Source organism: Hungatella hominis (genome assembly GCF_014288005.1).
In the GTDB taxonomy this organism is placed as follows: Bacteria; Bacillota; Clostridia; order Lachnospirales; family Lachnospiraceae; genus Hungatella; species Hungatella effluvii.
This window is the reverse complement of the sequence record NZ_JACOPB010000001.1, coordinates 828,203-847,225: the sequence shown is the minus strand read 5'-3', so window position 1 is coordinate 847,225 and position 19,023 is coordinate 828,203. Positions and strand designations below refer to the sequence as shown.

Genomic DNA, 19,023 nt, shown 5'->3' with positions numbered 1-19,023 from the left:
CCTCCCACTTAATCTCCCTTAATCATGCCCAGATTTACCAGGCCCCTTTTAAGCTTCCTCATTTCCTCTTCCGTTAAATCTCTGAACGGAAAACGAGACGGTCCCATATCAAAGCCTTTTAATTTTAAGGCTTCCTTATGTGCGATTGTCGGCATAACAGAGCGAAACAGTTCCCGAATCTGCAAAACTGTTTTCTGCGATGCTTTGGCCGCCTCTATGTTTCCTTCTTTAAAATTTGACCATATGCTGAATGAAAGTTCAGGAAATACGCTGGCAACAGCGATAATCCCTCCGGCGGCTCCTGTCATAAGGGCAGGGAGCACCTGGGCATCATTCCCCGTGATCAGCTCAAAATCCATCTTTTCCATTGCAACCTGATAGCTCAGCAGGGTCATAAAATCCATGCTGCTGTCCTTCACTCCGCAGATATTCCGATGCTGCTCTGCCACTGTTTTCAACACCATCGGCGTGATGGGGTTATTCGTCATGCCGCTCATATTATAAAGATATACCGGCATTCCCTCCGCCGCTTCCGCCACTTTTCCAAAGTACCGACACAGCGCCTTCTCATCATATCTGTGATAGTACGGAGCGGTAACAGAGACCGCATCCGCGCCTTCCTTCTTAGCCCATTCGATCATATGGTACAATTCGTACTCGTTCATGGCAGTCACATTAAAGAGTACTGTTACCTCCTCTTCTGCCGCTTCTTTCGCAGCAGCCAGGAGACGCTCCCTCTCTTCCGTTCTGAGATTAACGAATTCACCGCTGGTTCCGCCTACAAAAATCCCTCTTATTCCGCAGCCGGTGATATACTTAATTAACCTTGCATACTCTTCGGTATTGACTTCCCCATTTTTGCAAAAGGGAGTGAGTACCGGAGCTGTAATTCCCTGCAATGTTATATCCTTCATTTACTTTCTCCTCACTTTAAGACAGCGCCTTCATCCGCAGAGGAAACTTCCCTCGCATAACGGTAAAGATACCCCTCTGTAATTTTATATTGAAATTCCGGCAGCTTTTTCAGCCTTCTTTCTATCTCGTCCTCGGACAGTTCTACCGACAGGCTGCCGCCGTCAATATCGATGGATATTCTGTCTCCATCCTGCAATGCCGCGATGGGCCCTCTTTGTGACGTCTCTGGTGAAATATGGCCGATGCACGGTCCCCGTGTCGCACCGGAGAAGCGGCCATCCGTAATCAGAGCCACCGTTTCTGAATATCCCATGCCTACCAGTGCTGCCGTAGCGGTCAGCATTTCCCGCATTCCAGGGCCTCCTTTCGGACCTTCGTTACGTATGACGATGACATCTCCATCTTTAACTGCACCTTCGTAAATCGCCTTTACCGCGTCCTCCTCACACTCAAAGCAGCGGGCTGGTCCCGTGTGCTTTCTCATCTGCGCCACAACCGCACTCTGCTTGACGACACAGCCCTTCGGCGCCAGATTTCCATGCAAAACTGCAATGGAGCCTTCAGGTGCATAGGCGTGTTCCACCGTCCGGATCACCTCCTGATTCCAGCTTGTCAGCCGGTCTGCATTCTGTCTGTGAGTTTTACCATTCACCGTCATAAGATCCAGATCTGCCATTCCGGACAAGGCTTTCAGCACGGCGCCCACTCCGCCGGCTTCGTCGAAATCCAGCATAGTGTGCACACCTGACGGCTTAATCTTAGCCAGATACGGCGTTGTCTTTGATATCTCTCCCAGCTCGTTCATAGTCATATGAAGCCTGCCTTCTTTCGCGATTGCGGGATAATGAAGTGTGATATTGGTCGAACCGCCGACACTGACGCATACTCTCGCAGATAATTCCAGCATCTCCTGGGTGACAATATCCCGCGGACATATATTTTCCTCTACAAGGGATACAATCCGGACACCGCTCTGTCTTGCAATGCGCTTCTTTTTACCCGCTACTGCATGGGCTCCCGCACAGCCCGGCAGGGTCAGTCCCATTGCTTCCGCTGCAATGGACATGCTGTTCGCGGTCCCCATCATAGCGCAGGAACCGGGTCCGGGTGACATGATGCCTTCCATTTCCTCATACTCTTCCTTTGATATCTCACCCTTTAACAGTTTTCCAGCCATTTCCTTCAACTCGTAAGTTGCATAGCTCTTCGACTGATAGACGGCAGGCATCATCGGTCCGCCCGTTACCAGAATTGCCGGTATATTAATCCGCAGCATAGCCATCAGCATGGCCGGGACAATCTTATCGCAGCCGCCTAGCAGTACAAGCCCATCCAGCATATGGGCGTTTACATACACTTCAATGGAATCCGTAATCACTTCCCTGCTGGGAAGCACACTGCACATCCCGGCATGGCCCTGCGTAAAACCGTCGCAGATGGAGATTGTATTAATCTCAAACGGCACGCCTCCTGCCTCCGATACCCCCGCTTTAACCTGTTCTGCCAGCTTATCCAGATGGACGTGGCCTGGATGCATCTCATTATGTGTGTTGATAATTCCAATGAATGGTTTTCTTAACTCTTCGTTCGACAGGCCCATCCCCCTGAAGTGTGCTCTCGGCCCTGCCATACTCATTCCATTTACGACAACCGCACTTCTGTATTTTGTATTTTTATAAGTAAAGTCCTCCATATGTCCTCCTATGCCTGTAATTTTTCTGTTATTGCCGCTGCGCTTCGTTTCACCTCTTCCGCAAAGGAACAGGCCTTCTCCGGTGAGAATCGGTAATCCGGAGCAGATATTCCTATCGTTCCGGCAAGATTTCCATCAATTCCAAAGATCGGTGCCGCAATACAGACGATATCCGGATTATGCTCCCGGTTATCCAGTGAGTATCCCTGCTGTCGGATCAATTCCAGCTCTCTGTGCAGAGTTTCTTTATGGATAATCGTATTATTCGTATACTGCTTAAGCGGGTTATAGTTCAAATAACTGTCCACCCATTCTCTGCTGTGATACGCAAGAATCAGCTTTCCTCCTGATGTACATTGAAGAGGAATCTTCCATCCAATCCTGGATCTCAGCTGAATCTGGTTTTTTGCATCCATCTTTCCTATGTATACTGCCTTATCGTTATCCGGCGCGATCAGATGAATGGTCTCTAACGACAGCTCATTCAACCGGATCATCTCCTCCTGCGCCGCTTCCAGCAAATAATCCGACATATTTACTTTCAGGGCAATATTCATCATGCCCATCCCCAGTTTATACTGCCTCGCCTCTTTGTTTTTTGAAACAAAGCCGCATGCCTGAAGTTCCTGCAGAATCCGGTGAACCGTACTCGGGCTTAAACCGGTTGCTTCTGCGATATCACTGATATTCACCCAACCTTTCTGCTCTGCTAAAGCCAGAATGATCTGAAGTGCTTTTAAAGCACTATACTCTTTCATTTGTTCCTGAAGGTCCATGGCCCCTCCTTCTATTCCATATATGGAATTATCTTTTTAAATGTAGAATCAATTGATATTGTCATTATAAAAAGATTGGATCGTATCGTCAATGGATAAAAAGCAAAAAAAGCAGCCGTTTTTTTGTCTGATAGTTACAAAAAAATGGCTGTTTTTTTCGATATATTTCAAATATAAAATATACTATTTTTCATGCTCTTTTCTATTCTAAATATGAAATTCTCAGGGGAAGCCGGTCAGAACTTACAATCAAAGAGGATAAACAAAAAAATCCCCCATAAAAGGGAGGAGCCGGTGGAATGTGGGTTCCACCGGCGAGTTATGAAAAAAAGTCTTTTTATTAAACAAGTTTTTCTTGTCTATGTTTATAGTATACGCAAGAGTTATGAAGTAAGTTTGTAGAAGATGTAAATAAATTTTGTACAACTTGTGAAATATATGTGAAATATGAATTCACTTTCCAGAAAGTTTCCAGAAAGACAAATCCAGGCCATATCTTCATCAGTCGTAGTAATCGTCTGTCAGTACCCCATTCGTCTCAAAGTAATACAAGGTTCCGTCGATTTCCATATCTCCGGTCACCATATGGCCGTCAGAGGCCAGATAGTACCAGTCATCCCCCAAAATCAGCCAGCCTGTTTTCATATAGCCGTTGGCGTCGAAGTAATACCACTTACTGTCGATCTCCTGCCAGCCGTCTTTGCAATACTGGTTCTCCCCTTTGCAATAGTACCAGCCACTTGCGTCCTGATACCAGCCAATGGCAGCCGCCTGGGTCTCCGGCTGAGTCTCTGCCTTCGTTTCCGGCTGTGCTGCCGGCTTCTGCTCCGGCTGCTTTGATGTCTGCTTGTCCTCAGAAGCAGTCCCCGACTGATACGGGCATACGCCGTTGGGATGCAGGTGCGCCGGATGGCCGCCGCAATGGTAATGGTAGCTTCCCAGTCCACTCTTATTCTTGTTGTCTTTGTGGCCTCCGTTGGCATCCGTACGCCCGGAGTGCGCCTCCGCCTCGATGGATAACGGGGTTCCGGGAACCACGGTGAAGGTGGACACCAGAAGGCTGCCGCTCATAAAATAAACCGCCAATTTTTTGTATTGCTTTTTCATATAGTCCCTCCTGTAAATCGTATTTCTTTCATTATACGATAAAGCGCAGGGGAAAGCTATAGCAGCCGCATATTTTCATCTAATGAATCAGCGCATTGGCAAGGGGCAGCCCTACCAGAAGTGCCAGTACCAGTTCCAGCACCACGTACATGATGTTGTAGCGGTAGATATCTCCGGATTTCAGCCAGCTCTTATTGCTGAACAGCATGGCCGCAAACGGAGATGCCGCCGGAGTCGCGATGGCACATGAGAGCACGAAGATTCCCATGATGGATACCAATGGAGCAGAATTAATCCCGGCCTGGAGACAGTAGGTGGCTATCACCGGCTGAAGGATCATGCCGATCACCAGGGAATTACATACATTGGTCAGCACACATCCGATGATCAGGAGCATGGCGCCGAAGACCAGCGGGCTCATACCCGTAAAGATCGGGGAAAGTATTGCATTTAAAAATGCAGTCACTCCTGTGCTCTCATTCGTCAGCACGCCTCCCAATAATATCGCGGATGTCACCAGAAAATACGTTCCCCAGGCAAACACCTTAACATTTTCTTCAATTGTGATAGCCGGAGCCCCATCGATTTTCACAGCAAATAAGATCACCAGGAACAAAAGGGCCATACCGAAGGAATTGGCGCTGAGCCATGCCATGCCCGGAAGTGTGGGGAAAAGGCTTGGCAGAAGCATGCTTAGCAGGAAACAGACACAGATCAGGGCCACGGTCTTCTGTCTTCTGCTCAGCGGAGGCAGCGGATTTTTGTTGAGCTGTTCCAGCGTCAGATTCTTCAGCTTGCTCACGTCAGGATGCAGGACATATTTGGTAAAGAGGATCACAGCTCCGCTGCACGCGAAGCCGTAAATCAGTGCAACAAACAGCCACTGGCCGTTGTTAATGGTAACGGTTGTACCCAGAAGGTTCTGAGACACGGTTGTGTAGTTGGAGATCAGCGCGAGGCCGTTACTCATATAAGGCGGAACCGGGAAACCGATGGCACAGGCCACGACAATCAAGATGATCATAATTGTTGGATACGCCTCGAAGGGCTTCATGCCAATATCATCAAAGATATCGTAAAGGATCGGCCAGAACAGGAAAATCGGCGCAAAGCAGCCTACAAACGCGGCTATCAGCATGGAGCCTACAAAGAGTATGGCGGTAAACGCCCATGGACGGCCGATAATAAATTTTCTTGTCAGGAAGAAGCGGCCGATATAAGCGCTGATCCGGTTGGTCTGGAGACTGTTCATCAGGATCATCAGAAAGAACAGCTGGACAACCGTTGGATTGCCGAATGCGGTGTTCAGTACGGCTCCCATCGGCGCATAGCCGGAGGTGCCGATCATGAAAATACAGAGGATGCTGGACCAGACCGGGTCGACCGTCGTCCATAAGTAGAGCGTTCCGATGAAGATGCCGAAGATCTGTTTTCCCACAGGTGTAATATTGGGCATGTTAATCGGAAGCAGACGAAACAGGAGCATAATCGCGATGCCGATCAGGCAGTGAAACGGATACATATTTTTCTTTTGTCTCATGGTATTTCCCCCTGGTAAGTTTTATTGTCACAATATTAACATACTGATATCACTCATACCAATAGCAGGTGCTAAGATTCAAAATGCATTTTTCAGTGGATACCGGTGACAAGGTGTGCTATAGTTATATCAGTAAAAAAGGATTTATACGGGAGGATGACCATGGAACCATATCAGATCAGAGAAGATTTTATTCGCTACGGAGTTCGCAAAGAAGCGAAAAAGAATCAATATCTGTTTGATCCATCGCGGGAGGGCTGTGACAATATCTGTTTTCTGGATGAAGGGATCGCCGCACTGACGCGGATCAATGATGATGGAGAAGAACATATTTACCTCTATTTCGGAGAAAAACGGCTGGTCGGCTTCGCCAATGCGCTGGTGAAGCACTTCCCCTATGACTGGCAGCGCTACATCACTCCCTCCCCGTTCTGGATAACAGCAAAGACAAACTGCGTCTACTACAGCATGAGGGAGAAACAGTTTGAGTCCATGATGGATTCTTCCCCGTATTTCACCCAGTGTGTTCTGGGCGCAACGACCTTAAATTATCTGGAACTGGTGAATAAGATCCAGTGGATGATGGATGGTGACAAAACTGCGCAGTTCTGCAAGTGGCTCCTGACCTACTGCATAAAGAAACAGGGGAAATCCATGATCCCCAAGGCATTTTCCTTCGTAGAGGTCGCCAACTATCTGGGCATGCATCCGGTGACCGTAAGCCGCATTGCCAGGAAGCTGAGAGAGACGGGAATCCTGGCCCGGGAAGACGGGTGCCTGATTATACAGGATGAAGAAAAGTTAAGAGCGATGACGATGCTGCAAAACAGCTGATCAAGGTAATTCATTTTCAATAACGGAGGGCAAAACTGAACGATTCAGTTTTGCCCTCCGACATCCGTTTACCAATCTGTTTACTTTCTTTACCAGTCAATCCATTAATTCCTGTTTCCCTTAATATCAAGAAACTCTTCAAAACTCTCGCACATTCTCACCGCGTCCTTCGGATCTCCCATCTCGCAGAATATCCTCAAAAGCGGTTCCGTTCCGGAAAATCTTGCGATAATCCAGCCGCCGTTCTTAAAGTACACCTTGCAGCCATCCAGATAGGAAATCTTATCGATCTCCAGATCCATTTCCGGAAGCTGTTTCTGGATTAAGAGGGTGTCATAAATCTGATCCTTCTTTTCCTGGCTGAACTTGTAATCGCGCTCCTCCATATGGATCGCGCCGTACTCTTCTTCGATATCCTTAGCGATCTGGGACAGCTTCTTGCCGGTAACGGCGATCATCTCCACCAGAAGTGTGGATGCGTAGATACCGTCCTTGCCGTTGATGTGGCCCCGAACCGTCAATCCGCCCGAGGACTCGCCGCCGATGATGGCATTCGTCTCATTCATCTTCGCAGAGATATACTTAAAGCCTACCGGCACCTCGTAGCACTTCTCTCCGAAGCCCTCCGCCACCTTGTCGAGCATATGGGTGGTCGCCACGTTGCGGACTACCGCGCCCTTCCAGCCTTTGTACTTAACCAGATAGTAATAAAGCATGACCAGAATGTCGTTGGGATGGAGGAATTTACCCGTATCGTCGATAACGCCCACGCGGTCGGCATCTCCATCGGTGGCGATTCCGATATCGCACTTGCGGTCTACCACGTAATTCTGCAGGCTTCTCAGCGTAAATGCGGACGGCGCCGGCAGTTTTCCGCCGAACAGCGTGTCATGCTCTTCGTGAATCACCTGTACGTCACAGCGTGCCGTCGCCAAAATGGTCCGCAGCGACGTGTTGCTGACACCGTACATGGGATCAATGGCAATTCTTAAACCACGGTCCCGGATGGCCTGCATATCGACCGCACCGATAATATTATCCAGATACTCATTTAAAGGATTGATCTCCTCGATGATTCCGGTCCCGATTCCTTTCTCATACTCCATGATGCGAACCGCCGGTTCCCCGGCTTCAGAGCCGCGGCTGACACAGGCCGCTTTAAGCACCTCCTCTTCGATTCCATGAATATACCGTTCGATCTCCTGGGTCTGGAGTTCATCCGCATCGCGGCCGCCCTTTGTGAATACCTTGATACCATTATAGACCGCCGGATTATGGCTGGCCGTAATCATCATGCCGTAAGGCAGCTCATGGCGCATGACAAAGAACATGATGAGCGGGGTCGGTGCGGAACCGAGGATAAATTTCACCGGAATGTCCTCTGCCGCAAACACTTCACTGGCCCAGATTGCGGATTCCTTCGATAAGAATCTCCTGTCGTAGCCGATGGCCACGCCCTGTTCCGCGACCCCCTCGTCCTTCATCTTGTTTACGAGAGCCTTGGACAGCTTCTGGATATTCTCCCTCGTAAAATCATCGCCGATAACGGCTCTCCAGCCGCCTGTGCCAAATTTAATCATGATTCTCCTCCTTCATTTCCCATGACAACAGTTACTTCATGACTGCTTCCTGCTTCGAAAGCAGGTATCTTACTTACCTTTTTGCCATCCAGTACCAATTCCTTTATACCCTTCATCACGCCATCCGGATTCTTCACGAAGATACGGTACTCTGCGCCGCGCCATACGCGTTTTACAGAGAATTCCTTCCAGTCGGCCGGAATACAGGGATCAATCTGAAGGCAGTCAAACTGCGGACGGATCCCCAGCATATAGCGGGTTGCGGAAAAATACGCCCAGCCGCCGCTTCCGGTCATAAACGGGTGGCGTGCCCGGCCGTAAGCCGTGTGATCCTTTCCCATAATAAACTGACAGTAAGAATACGGCTCTGCCTCCCTGATTTCTATTATATCATTCTGATAGTAAGGGCACAATGCATGATAGAACTTCATTGCCCGGTCGCCTCTTCCCAGCTTGCATTCCGCAGCCCACGCCCATGGGTTCGGGTGGCTGAAGACGGATCCGTTTTCCTTTACACCGGGATAAACTCTGGTGACAAAGCCGATATCATCGTCAGGAACCGTGTAGGACGGGCCATTGAGCATAATTCCGTACGGTGTGTATAAGTATTCATCCACAGCGTCCATCGCCTGGATTCCCTTTTCGAAATCCGCAGCGCCGGACAATACCGCCCAACTGTTGGACTCCAGATGCAGCCTGCCTTCCCGGTCCTGATGGGTGCCGATCTTCCTTCCGTTTTTGGTGATGCCGCGGATATACCAGCCGTCATCCCACAGCTCCCTGTCACAGATTTCCTTCACGGTATGGCCCATATCGGTATAGTACTTCACATCGTCCTCTCTCCCCAGCCAGGAAGCCGCCTCCAGGAAGTTGTCGATGGCCCAGTAATGAAGGAAGGATACGAGTGCGCTCTCTCCGCCTCCCAGATTCAGGCAGTCGTTCCAGTCGGCACGAAGCCCCTTGCAGACGCCGTGAGCCCCGATCTGCTCCGCAGAAAAATCCAGAATTTTCTTCATATGCTCATAGACCGTGCCGCTTCCGCCGTCGGCATAGGTGATGACCTCATCGAAGAATCCGTACTCTCCGGTCTCCTTTACATATTCCACGATGGAGGCAATCAGCCACAGCGCATCGTCAGAGCAGGTATCCTCAAGGCCATGGATCATATCAGAAACCTTCGGAGTCGGCACAACAGTAGGCGATTTAAACGGTTTCACCTCCGTGTCCGGATCGAACCACTCCGGCTGGAATAAGTGCAGGCCGTATCCGGCCGATACGAGGCCGCGAAGCAGCTCTACCAGCCTCTGGCGGCATTTCTCCGGATTGGAGTGAGGCACCGTCATGGCATCCTGCGCCGTATCCCGGTATCCCAGTCCGGTCCGGCCGCCGACCTCGATAAAGGAGGCGAACCGGGAGAACATGACGTTGATCTCCGCCTGGTACAGCGTCCACGTATTGATCAGCGTGTTCATGCCCTCGTCCGGGGTATCGATCTGAAGCCGGTTACATTTATTGTCCCAGAACGCTTTCAAATCGCTGTATGCCTGATCGACGGCGCAGTGATCCGCATACTTTGCCCGCATGGCGCGGCCTTCTTCCCGCTTCCCCTCGCCCAGCAGGAAGATGAGTCTCGATTCCTCTCCCGGTTCCAGTTCCAGGCATTTTTTCAGGGCGCCGCAGTGATTGCCGCCCTTTTCGAAGCTTCCGCTCATCTCGCCGCGTTCCACCGCCGCCGGATTATCCTCGGTGCGGTAGAGGCCGATGAATTTGTCCCGCAGACAGTCGAAACCATCCGGATCAAAATCTGAGGTGAAGTACTGGTATCCAAACTCCTCGTAGAACAGATCGTGTTCGATAATGCCGTCTTCATACGTAGATCCTGCGGCATATAAACTCATCTGAAAGTTCTTATTGTCTATATCAATGTGATGGAAGGAAAACTCACAGTAAGAGTAAACGCTTAATTTCCGTTTTCTACCGCTCTGGTTCATAAGCTTTACATCCCAGAGTTCTACCGGATCGTCTGCCGGAATGAACAGTGTCTGCTCCGCCTCGATTCCCTGGTAATCACAGCTGTACGTCGTGTAGGACAGGCCGTGGCGGCATGTGTATTTCGCCTGATCTAGAGGTTTTCCCACCGGCTGCCACGAGATACTCCAGAATTCCCCCGTCTCATCGTCTCTCACATAAACGTAATGGCCCGGCCGGTCCATCGGAACGGCATTCCCCCGAAACCGTGTGATTCTGTGGTATTCCGGGGATTTATAGAAGAGATATCCGCCTGCCGTGTGGTTCACGACGGCGCACATATCCTTCACTCCCAGGTAATTAGTCCACGACGTGGGCAGGTCTACCCGGTCGATCACATATTCCCTTTTTTCATTATCAAAATGTCCGTACTGCATCCCGTTATCCTCCTTATTATGAGCACTTAGCGCCTGTATTTTAGTCTCATACGTTCTATCTCAATTATAGATTTTTCCCAAAAAATAGGTATGGCTGAGAGTGTGAAAATTTGTCTAACCTTGCGCGATCACAAAAAGCGGGGGTTGCAAAGCCATCGTTTCTATTATAGAATAGGAGGAGCGTCAAAAAAGGAGAACATACACATGAAGAAAAATGCAATCGTTGGCCAGTCCGGCGGCCCTACCGCCGTCATCAACGCGAGCCTCTACGGCGTCATAAGGGAAGGCATAAACCAGGAAGCCATTGATCACGTCTACGGTATGATTAATGGAATCGAAGGCTATATGTCCGGTACCTGCATGGATTTAACCGCGGATTTAACTTCAGATGAATTAGAGCTTTTAAAATTAACACCGGCGGCCTATTTAGGTTCCTGCCGCTATAAACTGCCGGAAGACTTATCCTCACCGTTCTACCCCGCCCTGTTTGAGAAGTTTCGGAAGATGAACATCGGATACTTCTTCTACATCGGAGGCAATGATTCCATGGACACGGTCAGCAAGCTGTCCCGCTACGCCTCCCACCATCACAGCGAGATCCGTTTCATCGGTGTTCCGAAAACCATAGACAACGATCTCGTTCTGACCGACCATACCCCCGGTTACGGAAGCGCCGCCAAGTACGTGGCCGATACGGTCCGGGAAATCGTTCTGGACTCCTCCGTCTATCAACAGAAATCCATTACCATCGTGGAACTGATGGGCCGCCACGCCGGCTGGGTGACCGCGGCCAGCGCCCTCGCCCGCAAATACAAGGGGGACAACCCGGTACTCATCTATCTTCCGGAGACGCATTTCGATTTTGAACAGTTTACAGAGGATGTGACTGCCGCCTTATCGAAGAACAGCACTGTCGTTATCTGTATCTCCGAGGGCATTTCCGACGCCAGGGGCAAGTTCATCTGTGAATATGCGGATGCCGCCCGGCTCGACACCTTCGGCCATAAAATGCTGACCGGCAGCGGTAAGATGCTGGAAAACTTCATACGGGACAAGTTCGGCGTCAAGGTCCGTTCCATCGAGTTAAACGTTAATCAGCGCTGTTCCGGCATGATGGCTTCCGCCACCGATATCGAGGAATCCGTTCTCGCCGGCCGTGAAGGCGTAAAGGCCGCCGTCTCAGGGCTTACCGGACGCATGATTTCCTTTATACGGAATGAAAACGGTCCATACCATCTGGAATGCGGCACGGTCGATGTTAATGAGGTCTGCAACAGGGAAAAACTCTTTCCATCTGAATGGATGAATCCCCGCGGCACCGATGTGACGCAGGCGTTCATCGATTATGCGCTTCCTTTGATTCAGGGTGAAGTGCAGAGGAAGACGGAATCGGGCCGGCCGGTTTATCTTTATCGTAAGAGTCCGGTTCAAAAATAAAAGCAAATGCGCGTCAATCCCATTACACAAAAGGGATTGACGCGCATTTTTAAACATATTGATTTCACTCATCTGATTACAGCATTTCCTACTTCAAAAACCCATTCACAATCTGTGCTTCCGCTTCCGCCTCGCTGAGCCCCAGCGTCATCAGCTTGATAATCTGGTCTCCCGCTATTTTGCCGATGGCCGCCTCGTGGATCAGGGCTGCATCTGTGTTGTTGGCTGTGATCTTCGGAATCGCGCTGATGTTGGCATGGTCCATGATAATGGCGTCACATTCAGAATGGCCGGCGCATCTTGAGTTGCCGTTGATCTCTGCTAAGAACGTCTGTCTCGAATCATCTCTTGCCACCGCACGCGAAATGACGTTGGCGCTGGAATCATCCCCGTTTAAATTCACCACAAATCCGCTCACCGCCTCCTGAGCGCCGTGTGTCATCAGTCTCTCCTGGATAACCAGCTTCGCGCCGGCTGAAAGCTCGGCCTTCGTATTCCGGTTTGTGGAATCCACGCCCTTGATCTGGACCATCTCCATCTCCATGTAGCTGTTTTCCTCCAGATACACCTCCGTGCCCGGGTTCATGATTCTCTTGCCGTTGCCGTTGCCCTCACCGTAGTGTTTCTCCACGTATTTCACTTTGGAATTCTTTCCCAGGTAAAAACGATGGATTCCGTCATGCCGGGAATCCTGCTGCCCGCAGTTGCTGATGCCGCAGCCCGCCACGATCACCACGTCTGCGTCGTCTCCGATATAAAAATCATTATAAACCACCTCGGTTAAGCCGCTATCGCTTAACACAACCGGGATATGAACACTCTCATGCTTCGTACCCGGCTTAATATGAATATCGATGCCGGTGCCGTCGTCCTTCGATGTGATATCGATGTTGGCCGTCGTGTTCCGGCCCGCTGTCTGGCCGTTGGCGCGGAGATTATATGCGCCTTCCGGCACGTCATGTAAATCAGCGACTTCTTCTAACAGCCGCTTCTGAATCTCATCTATCTTTGCCATGTCATGCCTCCTCCTTGTTGTAAAACTTCGTACAGGCATCCACTGCGGAAGCTGTCCCCAGAAGATGAGGAAGGATGTCATCCTTCGGGCCCTGCATGCTGATCTGACCGTTTGCAATCACCACGATCTCGTCTGCGATATCCAGAATCCTCTCCTGATGAGAGATGATTAAAATCGATCCATTTTTGATGTTTTGACGCATGCGCTCGAATACTGCGATCAGGTTCTGGAAGCTCCATAAATCGATTCCGGCCTCCGGTTCATCGAAAATAGACAGCTTCGTTCCGCGCGCCAGTACGGTAGCGATCTCGATCCGCTTTAGTTCGCCGCCCGATAAACTGTCATTCACCTCACGCTTGATATAATCCTTGGCACATAAGCCCACTTCGGATAAATACTGACATGCATCCGTAATGTTAAGCTCTTTTCCCGATGCAAGGCGCAGAAGATCGAATACTTCAATCCCTTTAAAACGGACCGGCTGCTGGAATGCATAGCTGATTCCGCTCTGAGCGCGCTCCGTAATGTTCTTCTCTGTAATATCTGCCCCATCCAGTAAAATCCGTCCTCCGGTCGGCTTCTCAATTCCCGCAATCAGCTTCGCCAGAGTCGATTTCCCGCCCCCGTTGGGACCTGTGACGACGACAAATTTATTGCTCTCTATAGTCAGGTTTAAATTCCTGATAATCTCTTTCTGGCTCTTCTCATCCTGTACGCCAAAAGATAGGTTTTCTAATGTAAGCATATGTCTCCTCCTGTATCTCTTACTCAAACACCCGCACATGCTAGTATACACCATTTTTCCAATCTTTACTATATTTTTTTTCATATCGGTTCTTTTTCCCGCCTCCTCTTCATACACTTATAACAATATCCGTTTTACCATTCATAAGAAAACACACTTAAGGGAGAAATGTATATGAAATCCGATATGATACTCGACAATATGCCCTGCGGCATTGTAAAACTGAAGGCCGAAAGCGGCTTTCCGGTCCTCTATGCGAACCATGAACTGAAACAGCTGAACGGAGCCGGAAAACGTCTGGAAGAAATCGTGGAACCACAGGATTATCCGGAACTGGAGAAAGAAATCCTGGGACACTTAGGGAATTCACCTGCGCGTTTTGAACTGGAATTCCGAAGTCCGGCAGAGGGAGGAGACTCCTGCTGGTACCTCATCCGCATAAACTACGTCCCCGGAGGCGGAGAAGAGGTTCTCTACGGTATCATCATCGACATCAGTGACAGAAAGAAACGTCAGGAAGAATTACTCATCCGTGAGGAGCAGTACCGCCTCGCCAGCCGGCACTCCGGATGCAACATCAGCATTTACGACATTCCGTCGAAAACTCTCTGTCAGCCACCCGATTCAGCATTTTCATTTCCCGGTCCCATTTCATTCCCGCCAACCCCTGATTTTATCATCGAGAACGGTATTATCCACCGAGAGAGCGTCCAGGAATTTCTGGACTTTTACAATTCTATGGAAAGTGGAGTCCCCGAAGGGAAATCGATCATCCGCATGAAAATGAAAAGCGGGGAATACCACTGGTTTTCCGCCTGCTACTCACTCATATACGGACAGAACCGGGAACCGTTAAGAAGTATTATCTCCTATCAGGATATTACCGGGCAGTATGAAAAAGAACTTGCCTACCAAAAATGGATGGAGTACATGAACGAACAAAAAAAAGACTGTATCGGCTATTACGAATACAATCTTAAATACGATCTGTTTGAGGAAATCCTGGGCGAGCTCACCTCCACCCTTCCGGAATACGCCCGGAACACCTTCTCGGACATCATCAATTATATCGCGGAACACTTCATATATGAAGAGGACCGCGAAAACTACTTAAAGGTGTTTAACCGCAACCAGCTGCTCTACCACTACTACCACGGCAACCGCTCCCTTCAGACGGAACACAGAAGACTCCGTCCCGACGGCACCGCTTACTGGTGCCTGGGGCTGATTCAGATCGTTCCCGATCCGTACACCGATACCATCAAAGCATTTATCCTGATTAAGGACATCGACGAAGAGAAGAAAGAAGCCCTTACACTCCAGGAAATGTCGAAGCAGGATTCCTTAACGGGCCTGTTAAACCGCGGCACCTCGGTCCGCGCTATCCGCCATATTCTGAAGAACAGCCAGGACCACCACATTCTGATCATGCTGGATATCGACCGTTTTAAACAGATCAATGACCGGTACGGCCACCAGTTTGGAGACAAGGCCCTCCGCACCGCGGCCGCGCGCTTAAAATCAGCGCTCCGCCGTGATGATGTCTTCGGACGCCTGGGCGGAGACGAATTCATCATACTGTTGAAGGACGTCTCCTACTCCATGGACTTATATGCCCGCCTGGAGAATCTCTGCAGCCTGATCGGCAGCGCCCTGGAGCCGGAAGCACATATATCCGGCAGCATCGGCACCGCGGCCTTCCCCGAGGATGGGACTACCTTTGAAGCACTCTATGAGAAGGCCGATATCGCCCTGTACCATGCTAAGCTGCACGGTCGCAACCAGTACGCCGTGTACGAACCGGGTATGAGCATGTCGGAGGATATGGATTGATGCAAGACAGACTGTTATGATATTTTATCAGCGGCCTGAAGGCTCACAGAACAAAAGCGGCGGTATCATTTACGATACCGCCGCTTTTGTTCTGTGCATCTTTCGTGCAGAAGAAGGGACTTGAACCCTCACGGTATTGCTACCACACGGACCTGAACCGTGCGCGTCTGCCAATTCCGCCACTTCTGCATTGCTATACAGCATATAATTGTACGAATTGGTTGTCCAATTCATACAATTATATTACTATATTTATCCAAAATAATCAAGTACTTTTTTCAATTTTTTAAAAATAATTCAATTTTGTTATACGTAACCCAGTAATCCCGGCAGCCACAGCGACAGAATCGGCACGTAGCTGACCAGCAGAAGGACGATGAAAATGGCCGCAAAGTAAAGAAGAAGCGGTTTAATGACATTTTCAATCTTCGTCTTACCTACCTTTACACCTACGAACAGGGTCGTACCGACCGGAGGCGTGATGGTTCCGATACATAAGTTAAAGATCATCATGATGCCGAAATGTACGGTATTCATCCCCAGCTTCTGACAGATCGGAAGGAAGATCGGCGTGAAAATCAGACAGGCCGGAGTCATATCCATGAATGTACCGATAATCAGCAGAAGGATATTGATGATAAAGAGAATAACGTAACGGTTATTGCTGATGCTTAACATGGCCTCTGAAACAGCCGTCGGAATCCCGGTAAATGCCATAACCCAGCTCATGATGCTGGAGACTCCGATTAAGAAGATAATGATACCCGTCATCTCCGCACTGTCTAAGAATATCTTCGGCAGCTCTGAAATCTTAATGGACTTATAGAAGAACAGGGACAGGATCAGGCTGTATACCACCGCAACCACACTTCCCTCTGTCGCCGTAAAAATACCGGAGATAATACCGCCGATTACGATGATGATCATGAGCAGACAGGGAATCGCCTGGAAAAATACTTTCACTTTCTCGCTCATGGAATACCGTCTGGTGCTGCGGTATCCGCGTTTTTTCGCAAAATAGAAAATAACGGCCATACAGGCAAGGCCCCAGAGGATGCCGGGGATATAGCCCGCCATGAAAAGCGCTGCAACGGAGGTTCCGCCGCTGACTAAGGAGAAGGTAATCATAACGTTGCTGGGAGGAATGAGCAGGCCGGTTGGCGCCGTCGCAATATTGGCCGCCGCCGAGAAATCACGGTCGTATCCCTCTTCCTCCTCGATCGGTCCGATGATGGAACCCATGGCTGAGGCCGCCGCGGTACCGGAACCGGAAATAGCTCCGAACAGCATGTTGGCAACCGCATTGGTATGAGCCAGTGCTCCCGGAATTCTTCCGGTAAACAGTTTTGCAAAATTAATGAGACGGATCGCGATTCCGCCTTTGTTCATGATATTTCCCGCCAGGATAAAGAACGGAATGGCGAGAAGGCTGAACACTGAGATTCCTGAAAAGATACGCTGTGCTCCCGTAAGTACCGCCGCTCCCGTATTGAGAACCGGCAAAATCGCACAGATAGAGGAAACCGCCAGAGCCACCGCGATCGGTACGCCGGCCAGCAGCATAATCACTAAGAGGACCAGGATAATCAGTCCGCATGCAACCGCTATATTCATACTCTCGCCTCTCCCTTCTCACTGAAATCGCCATGCAGCATGTCCATGGCATTGGTAAAGCTAAAAAACATAATCAGAATTCCCGTCACCGGCACAATCATGTAGATGTATCCCATGGGAACCTGAAGGGAGGCCGTCGTCTGGATCATGGTCAGCTTCGTGATGGAGATTCCTCCGTAAACCATGACGACCGCCGCAAACGCAAAGGTCAGAAAATCGATGGCTGTCTCCAGTACTTTTCTGGGAGTTCCCGTTATTTTATCGGCCAGGAAGCCCATTCTCATATGGTCCCGTTTTCCAAATACATAAGCGGAGGCGAGCAGAGCCATCCAGGTGAAGGAATACGTCAGAAGCTCCTCCGACACGGTGCTTGGCCGGTTAAAAAAGTATCTCGTAACAATCTGGTATGTGCCGATGATCGTCATCATGGCAAACAGGAAAATAATGAACAGTCCCAGAATCTTCATCAGGACTTCTCTGATTTTATGCAATGCTTCCATTCTTACTCTTCCCCTTTCGCCTGTTCATTAACGGTTTGAATATGCTTGTAAAAATTGCGGATTTTCGGATTGTCGTTCAGCATCTTCTCATGGAGCGGAAGTACTTTTTCCTTAAAGGCATCCACATCGACATCGATGAATTCCACGCCCATGTCTTCTGTGGCGATCTTCTTCGCCTCCTCGATGCTCTTATCCCATTCCTTCATCTCCACTTCCGTTGAAAGCGCTGCCGCGTCCTTAAAGATCTGATACTCTTCCGGGCTCAGTCCCTCTAAAAACTTTAAGTTGGCAACCAGCATGTCCGGTACCATCTGATGCTTGTTGTAGCTGTAGTATTTTGCAACCTCACCGTGTTTGTTATTCGTCAGGGCCAGCTCGTTGTTCTCTGCGCCGTCAATCACGCCCTGCTGAATCGCGGTATAAACCTCGCCGAAGCCCATGGGCGCCGCCGCGGCTCCAAAGGAATTGACCATGGAAACGCTGGCCGGGCTCTGCTGTACTCTGATTTTCTTTCCCTTTAAGTCTTCAGGAGTACGAATCGGCGTTTTTGCATAGAAGTTTCTCGTACCAGCATTATACCAGGTAACCACGCGGAATCCGGCCTCGTCGGTGGACTCGTAAACCTGTTCCATGTAGTCGGAGTCTTCCATGACAGTTTTATATACATCTTCCGAATCAAACAGATACGGCATGCTGAAAATTTCGTAGACATCTGCAAACGTCTCTAAGTTGGCGGTTCCTGCCACAACAAAATCGATGGCTCCCGTCTGTGTCAGCTCGATCGCCTTCTGGGCGGAACCAAGAATCTCATTCGGGAATATCTGTACCTCATACTTATCCCCCAGCCGTTCCTCCACGTATTCCTTAAAGGCCAGTAGTCCCAGATGCTCCGGATGGGTCTCTGACTGTGCGTGGGAAATACGGATAATCCGTTTTCCTGAAGTGATGGAACCACAGCCGGTCAAGGATACCGCCATGGCCGCGGCCATTAAAACAGCGGCTGCTTTTTTAATCATTTTTTTCAATGCT

Annotated in this window: 15 protein-coding genes and 1 tRNA gene; 3 read left to right on the top strand and 13 right to left on the bottom strand. The window is 49.7% G+C overall.

Going from position 1 to position 19,023, the window contains the following annotated elements:
- Positions 1–8 precede the first annotated feature (8 nt).
- The 5 genes from H8S75_RS03875 to H8S75_RS03855 form a co-directional block, all read right to left on the bottom strand.
- Positions 9–914 (bottom strand): dihydrodipicolinate synthase family protein, encoded by a 906-nt coding sequence (locus H8S75_RS03875; protein ID WP_187019431.1) that lies wholly within the window; start codon positions 912–914, stop codon positions 9–11.
- Between the two features lie 11 nt (positions 915–925).
- Entirely contained in the window at positions 926–2,608 is a 1,683-nt protein-coding gene (gene ilvD, locus H8S75_RS03870; protein WP_187019429.1) for a dihydroxy-acid dehydratase, read from the bottom strand.
- Between the two features lie 8 nt (positions 2,609–2,616).
- Positions 2,617–3,384: an IclR family transcriptional regulator gene (locus H8S75_RS03865; protein ID WP_025532197.1), complete on the bottom strand. Its 768-nt coding sequence runs from the start codon at positions 3,382–3,384 to the stop codon at positions 2,617–2,619.
- Positions 3,385–3,885: 501 nt separating this feature from the next.
- Positions 3,886–4,491: an N-acetylmuramoyl-L-alanine amidase family protein gene (locus H8S75_RS03860; RefSeq protein ID WP_187019427.1), complete on the bottom strand. Its 606-nt coding sequence runs from the start codon at positions 4,489–4,491 to the stop codon at positions 3,886–3,888.
- Positions 4,492–4,570: 79 nt separating this feature from the next.
- Positions 4,571–6,031 carry an SLC13 family permease gene (locus H8S75_RS03855; RefSeq protein ID WP_187019425.1) on the bottom strand — a complete coding sequence of 487 codons (1,461 nt, stop codon included), beginning with the start codon at positions 6,029–6,031 and terminating at the stop codon, positions 4,571–4,573.
- 162 nt (positions 6,032–6,193) lie between these two features.
- Here H8S75_RS03855 and H8S75_RS03850 point away from each other — a divergent pair, with 162 nt between their 5' ends.
- A complete protein-coding gene (locus tag H8S75_RS03850; protein WP_243270160.1) occupies positions 6,194–6,865 on the top strand; it encodes a Crp/Fnr family transcriptional regulator in 672 nt (223 codons plus the stop codon).
- A gap of 104 nt (positions 6,866–6,969) precedes the next feature.
- On the opposite strand, the gene H8S75_RS03845 is transcribed toward H8S75_RS03850, so the two are convergent.
- The gene (locus H8S75_RS03845; RefSeq protein WP_187019421.1) at positions 6,970–8,445 is read right to left on the bottom strand and encodes a phosphoglucomutase/phosphomannomutase family protein; all 1,476 of its coding nucleotides are present in this window, start codon (positions 8,443–8,445) and stop codon (positions 6,970–6,972) included.
- Positions 8,442–10,850: a glycoside hydrolase family 94 protein gene (locus H8S75_RS03840; protein WP_187019419.1), complete on the bottom strand. Its 2,409-nt coding sequence runs from the start codon at positions 10,848–10,850 to the stop codon at positions 8,442–8,444. The genes H8S75_RS03845 and H8S75_RS03840 overlap by 4 nt, the downstream gene beginning before the upstream one ends.
- Positions 10,851–11,054: 204 nt before the next feature.
- Between H8S75_RS03840 and H8S75_RS03835 the strand changes: the two genes are divergently transcribed.
- The gene (locus H8S75_RS03835) at positions 11,055–12,287 is read left to right on the top strand and encodes a 6-phosphofructokinase (protein WP_187019418.1); all 1,233 of its coding nucleotides are present in this window, start codon (positions 11,055–11,057) and stop codon (positions 12,285–12,287) included.
- A gap of 88 nt (positions 12,288–12,375) precedes the next feature.
- Here H8S75_RS03835 and H8S75_RS03830 read toward each other — a convergent pair whose 3' ends face one another.
- Positions 12,376–13,302 carry a SufB/SufD family protein gene (locus H8S75_RS03830; protein ID WP_187019416.1) on the bottom strand — a complete coding sequence of 309 codons (927 nt, stop codon included), beginning with the start codon at positions 13,300–13,302 and terminating at the stop codon, positions 12,376–12,378.
- 1 nt (position 13,303) lies between these two features.
- Positions 13,304–14,047 carry an ABC transporter ATP-binding protein gene (locus tag H8S75_RS03825; RefSeq protein WP_055653012.1) on the bottom strand — a complete coding sequence of 248 codons (744 nt, stop codon included), beginning with the start codon at positions 14,045–14,047 and terminating at the stop codon, positions 13,304–13,306.
- Positions 14,048–14,221: 174 nt separating this feature from the next.
- Between H8S75_RS03825 and H8S75_RS03820 the strand changes: the two genes are divergently transcribed.
- Positions 14,222–15,880, top strand: a complete 1,659-nt coding sequence (locus H8S75_RS03820) for a sensor domain-containing diguanylate cyclase (protein WP_187019414.1) — start codon at positions 14,222–14,224, stop codon at positions 15,878–15,880.
- A 105-nt stretch (positions 15,881–15,985) separates the two neighbouring features.
- On the opposite strand, the gene H8S75_RS03815 is transcribed toward H8S75_RS03820, so the two are convergent.
- From H8S75_RS03815 to H8S75_RS03800, 4 genes are all read right to left on the bottom strand, one after another.
- Positions 15,986–16,069 (bottom strand) — tRNA-Leu (locus H8S75_RS03815).
- A gap of 117 nt (positions 16,070–16,186) precedes the next feature.
- Positions 16,187–17,494 (bottom strand): TRAP transporter large permease, encoded by a 1,308-nt coding sequence (locus H8S75_RS03810; RefSeq protein ID WP_187019412.1) that lies wholly within the window; start codon positions 17,492–17,494, stop codon positions 16,187–16,189.
- Entirely contained in the window at positions 17,491–17,994 is a 504-nt protein-coding gene (locus H8S75_RS03805; RefSeq protein ID WP_025532038.1) for a TRAP transporter small permease, read from the bottom strand. Before H8S75_RS03805 ends, H8S75_RS03810 begins: the two co-directional genes overlap by 4 nt.
- Before the next feature lie 2 nt (positions 17,995–17,996).
- Positions 17,997–19,010, bottom strand: a complete 1,014-nt coding sequence (locus tag H8S75_RS03800) for a TRAP transporter substrate-binding protein (protein WP_187019410.1) — start codon at positions 19,008–19,010, stop codon at positions 17,997–17,999.
- Between the last annotated feature and the right edge of the window lie 13 nt (positions 19,011–19,023).

What these genes read in the sequence shown, in the direction of transcription:
- H8S75_RS03840 (WP_187019419.1), bottom strand. Translation starts at nt 10,850, where the DNA reads ATGCAGTACGGACATTTTGATAATGAAAAAAGGGAATATGTGATCGAC.
- H8S75_RS03865 (WP_025532197.1), bottom strand. Translation starts at nt 3,384, where the DNA reads ATGGACCTTCAGGAACAAATGAAAGAGTATAGTGCTTTAAAAGCACTT.
- ilvD (WP_187019429.1), bottom strand. Translation starts at nt 2,608, where the DNA reads ATGGAGGACTTTACTTATAAAAATACAAAATACAGAAGTGCGGTTGTC.
- H8S75_RS03875 (WP_187019431.1), bottom strand. Translation starts at nt 914, where the DNA reads ATGAAGGATATAACATTGCAGGGAATTACAGCTCCGGTACTCACTCCC.
- H8S75_RS03800 (WP_187019410.1), bottom strand. Translation starts at nt 19,010, where the DNA reads ATGATTAAAAAAGCAGCCGCTGTTTTAATGGCCGCGGCCATGGCGGTA.
- H8S75_RS03810 (WP_187019412.1), bottom strand. Translation starts at nt 17,494, where the DNA reads ATGAATATAGCGGTTGCATGCGGACTGATTATCCTGGTCCTCTTAGTG.
- H8S75_RS03830 (WP_187019416.1), bottom strand. Translation starts at nt 13,302, where the DNA reads ATGGCAAAGATAGATGAGATTCAGAAGCGGCTGTTAGAAGAAGTCGCT.
- H8S75_RS03825 (WP_055653012.1), bottom strand. Translation starts at nt 14,047, where the DNA reads ATGCTTACATTAGAAAACCTATCTTTTGGCGTACAGGATGAGAAGAGC.
- H8S75_RS03860 (WP_187019427.1), bottom strand. Translation starts at nt 4,491, where the DNA reads ATGAAAAAGCAATACAAAAAATTGGCGGTTTATTTTATGAGCGGCAGC.
- H8S75_RS03805 (WP_025532038.1), bottom strand. Translation starts at nt 17,994, where the DNA reads ATGGAAGCATTGCATAAAATCAGAGAAGTCCTGATGAAGATTCTGGGA.
- H8S75_RS03820 (WP_187019414.1), top strand. Translation starts at nt 14,222, where the DNA reads ATGAAATCCGATATGATACTCGACAATATGCCCTGCGGCATTGTAAAA.
- H8S75_RS03855 (WP_187019425.1), bottom strand. Translation starts at nt 6,031, where the DNA reads ATGAGACAAAAGAAAAATATGTATCCGTTTCACTGCCTGATCGGCATC.
- H8S75_RS03845 (WP_187019421.1), bottom strand. Translation starts at nt 8,445, where the DNA reads ATGATTAAATTTGGCACAGGCGGCTGGAGAGCCGTTATCGGCGATGAT.
- H8S75_RS03835 (WP_187019418.1), top strand. Translation starts at nt 11,055, where the DNA reads ATGAAGAAAAATGCAATCGTTGGCCAGTCCGGCGGCCCTACCGCCGTC.
- H8S75_RS03850 (WP_243270160.1), top strand. Translation starts at nt 6,194, where the DNA reads ATGGAACCATATCAGATCAGAGAAGATTTTATTCGCTACGGAGTTCGC.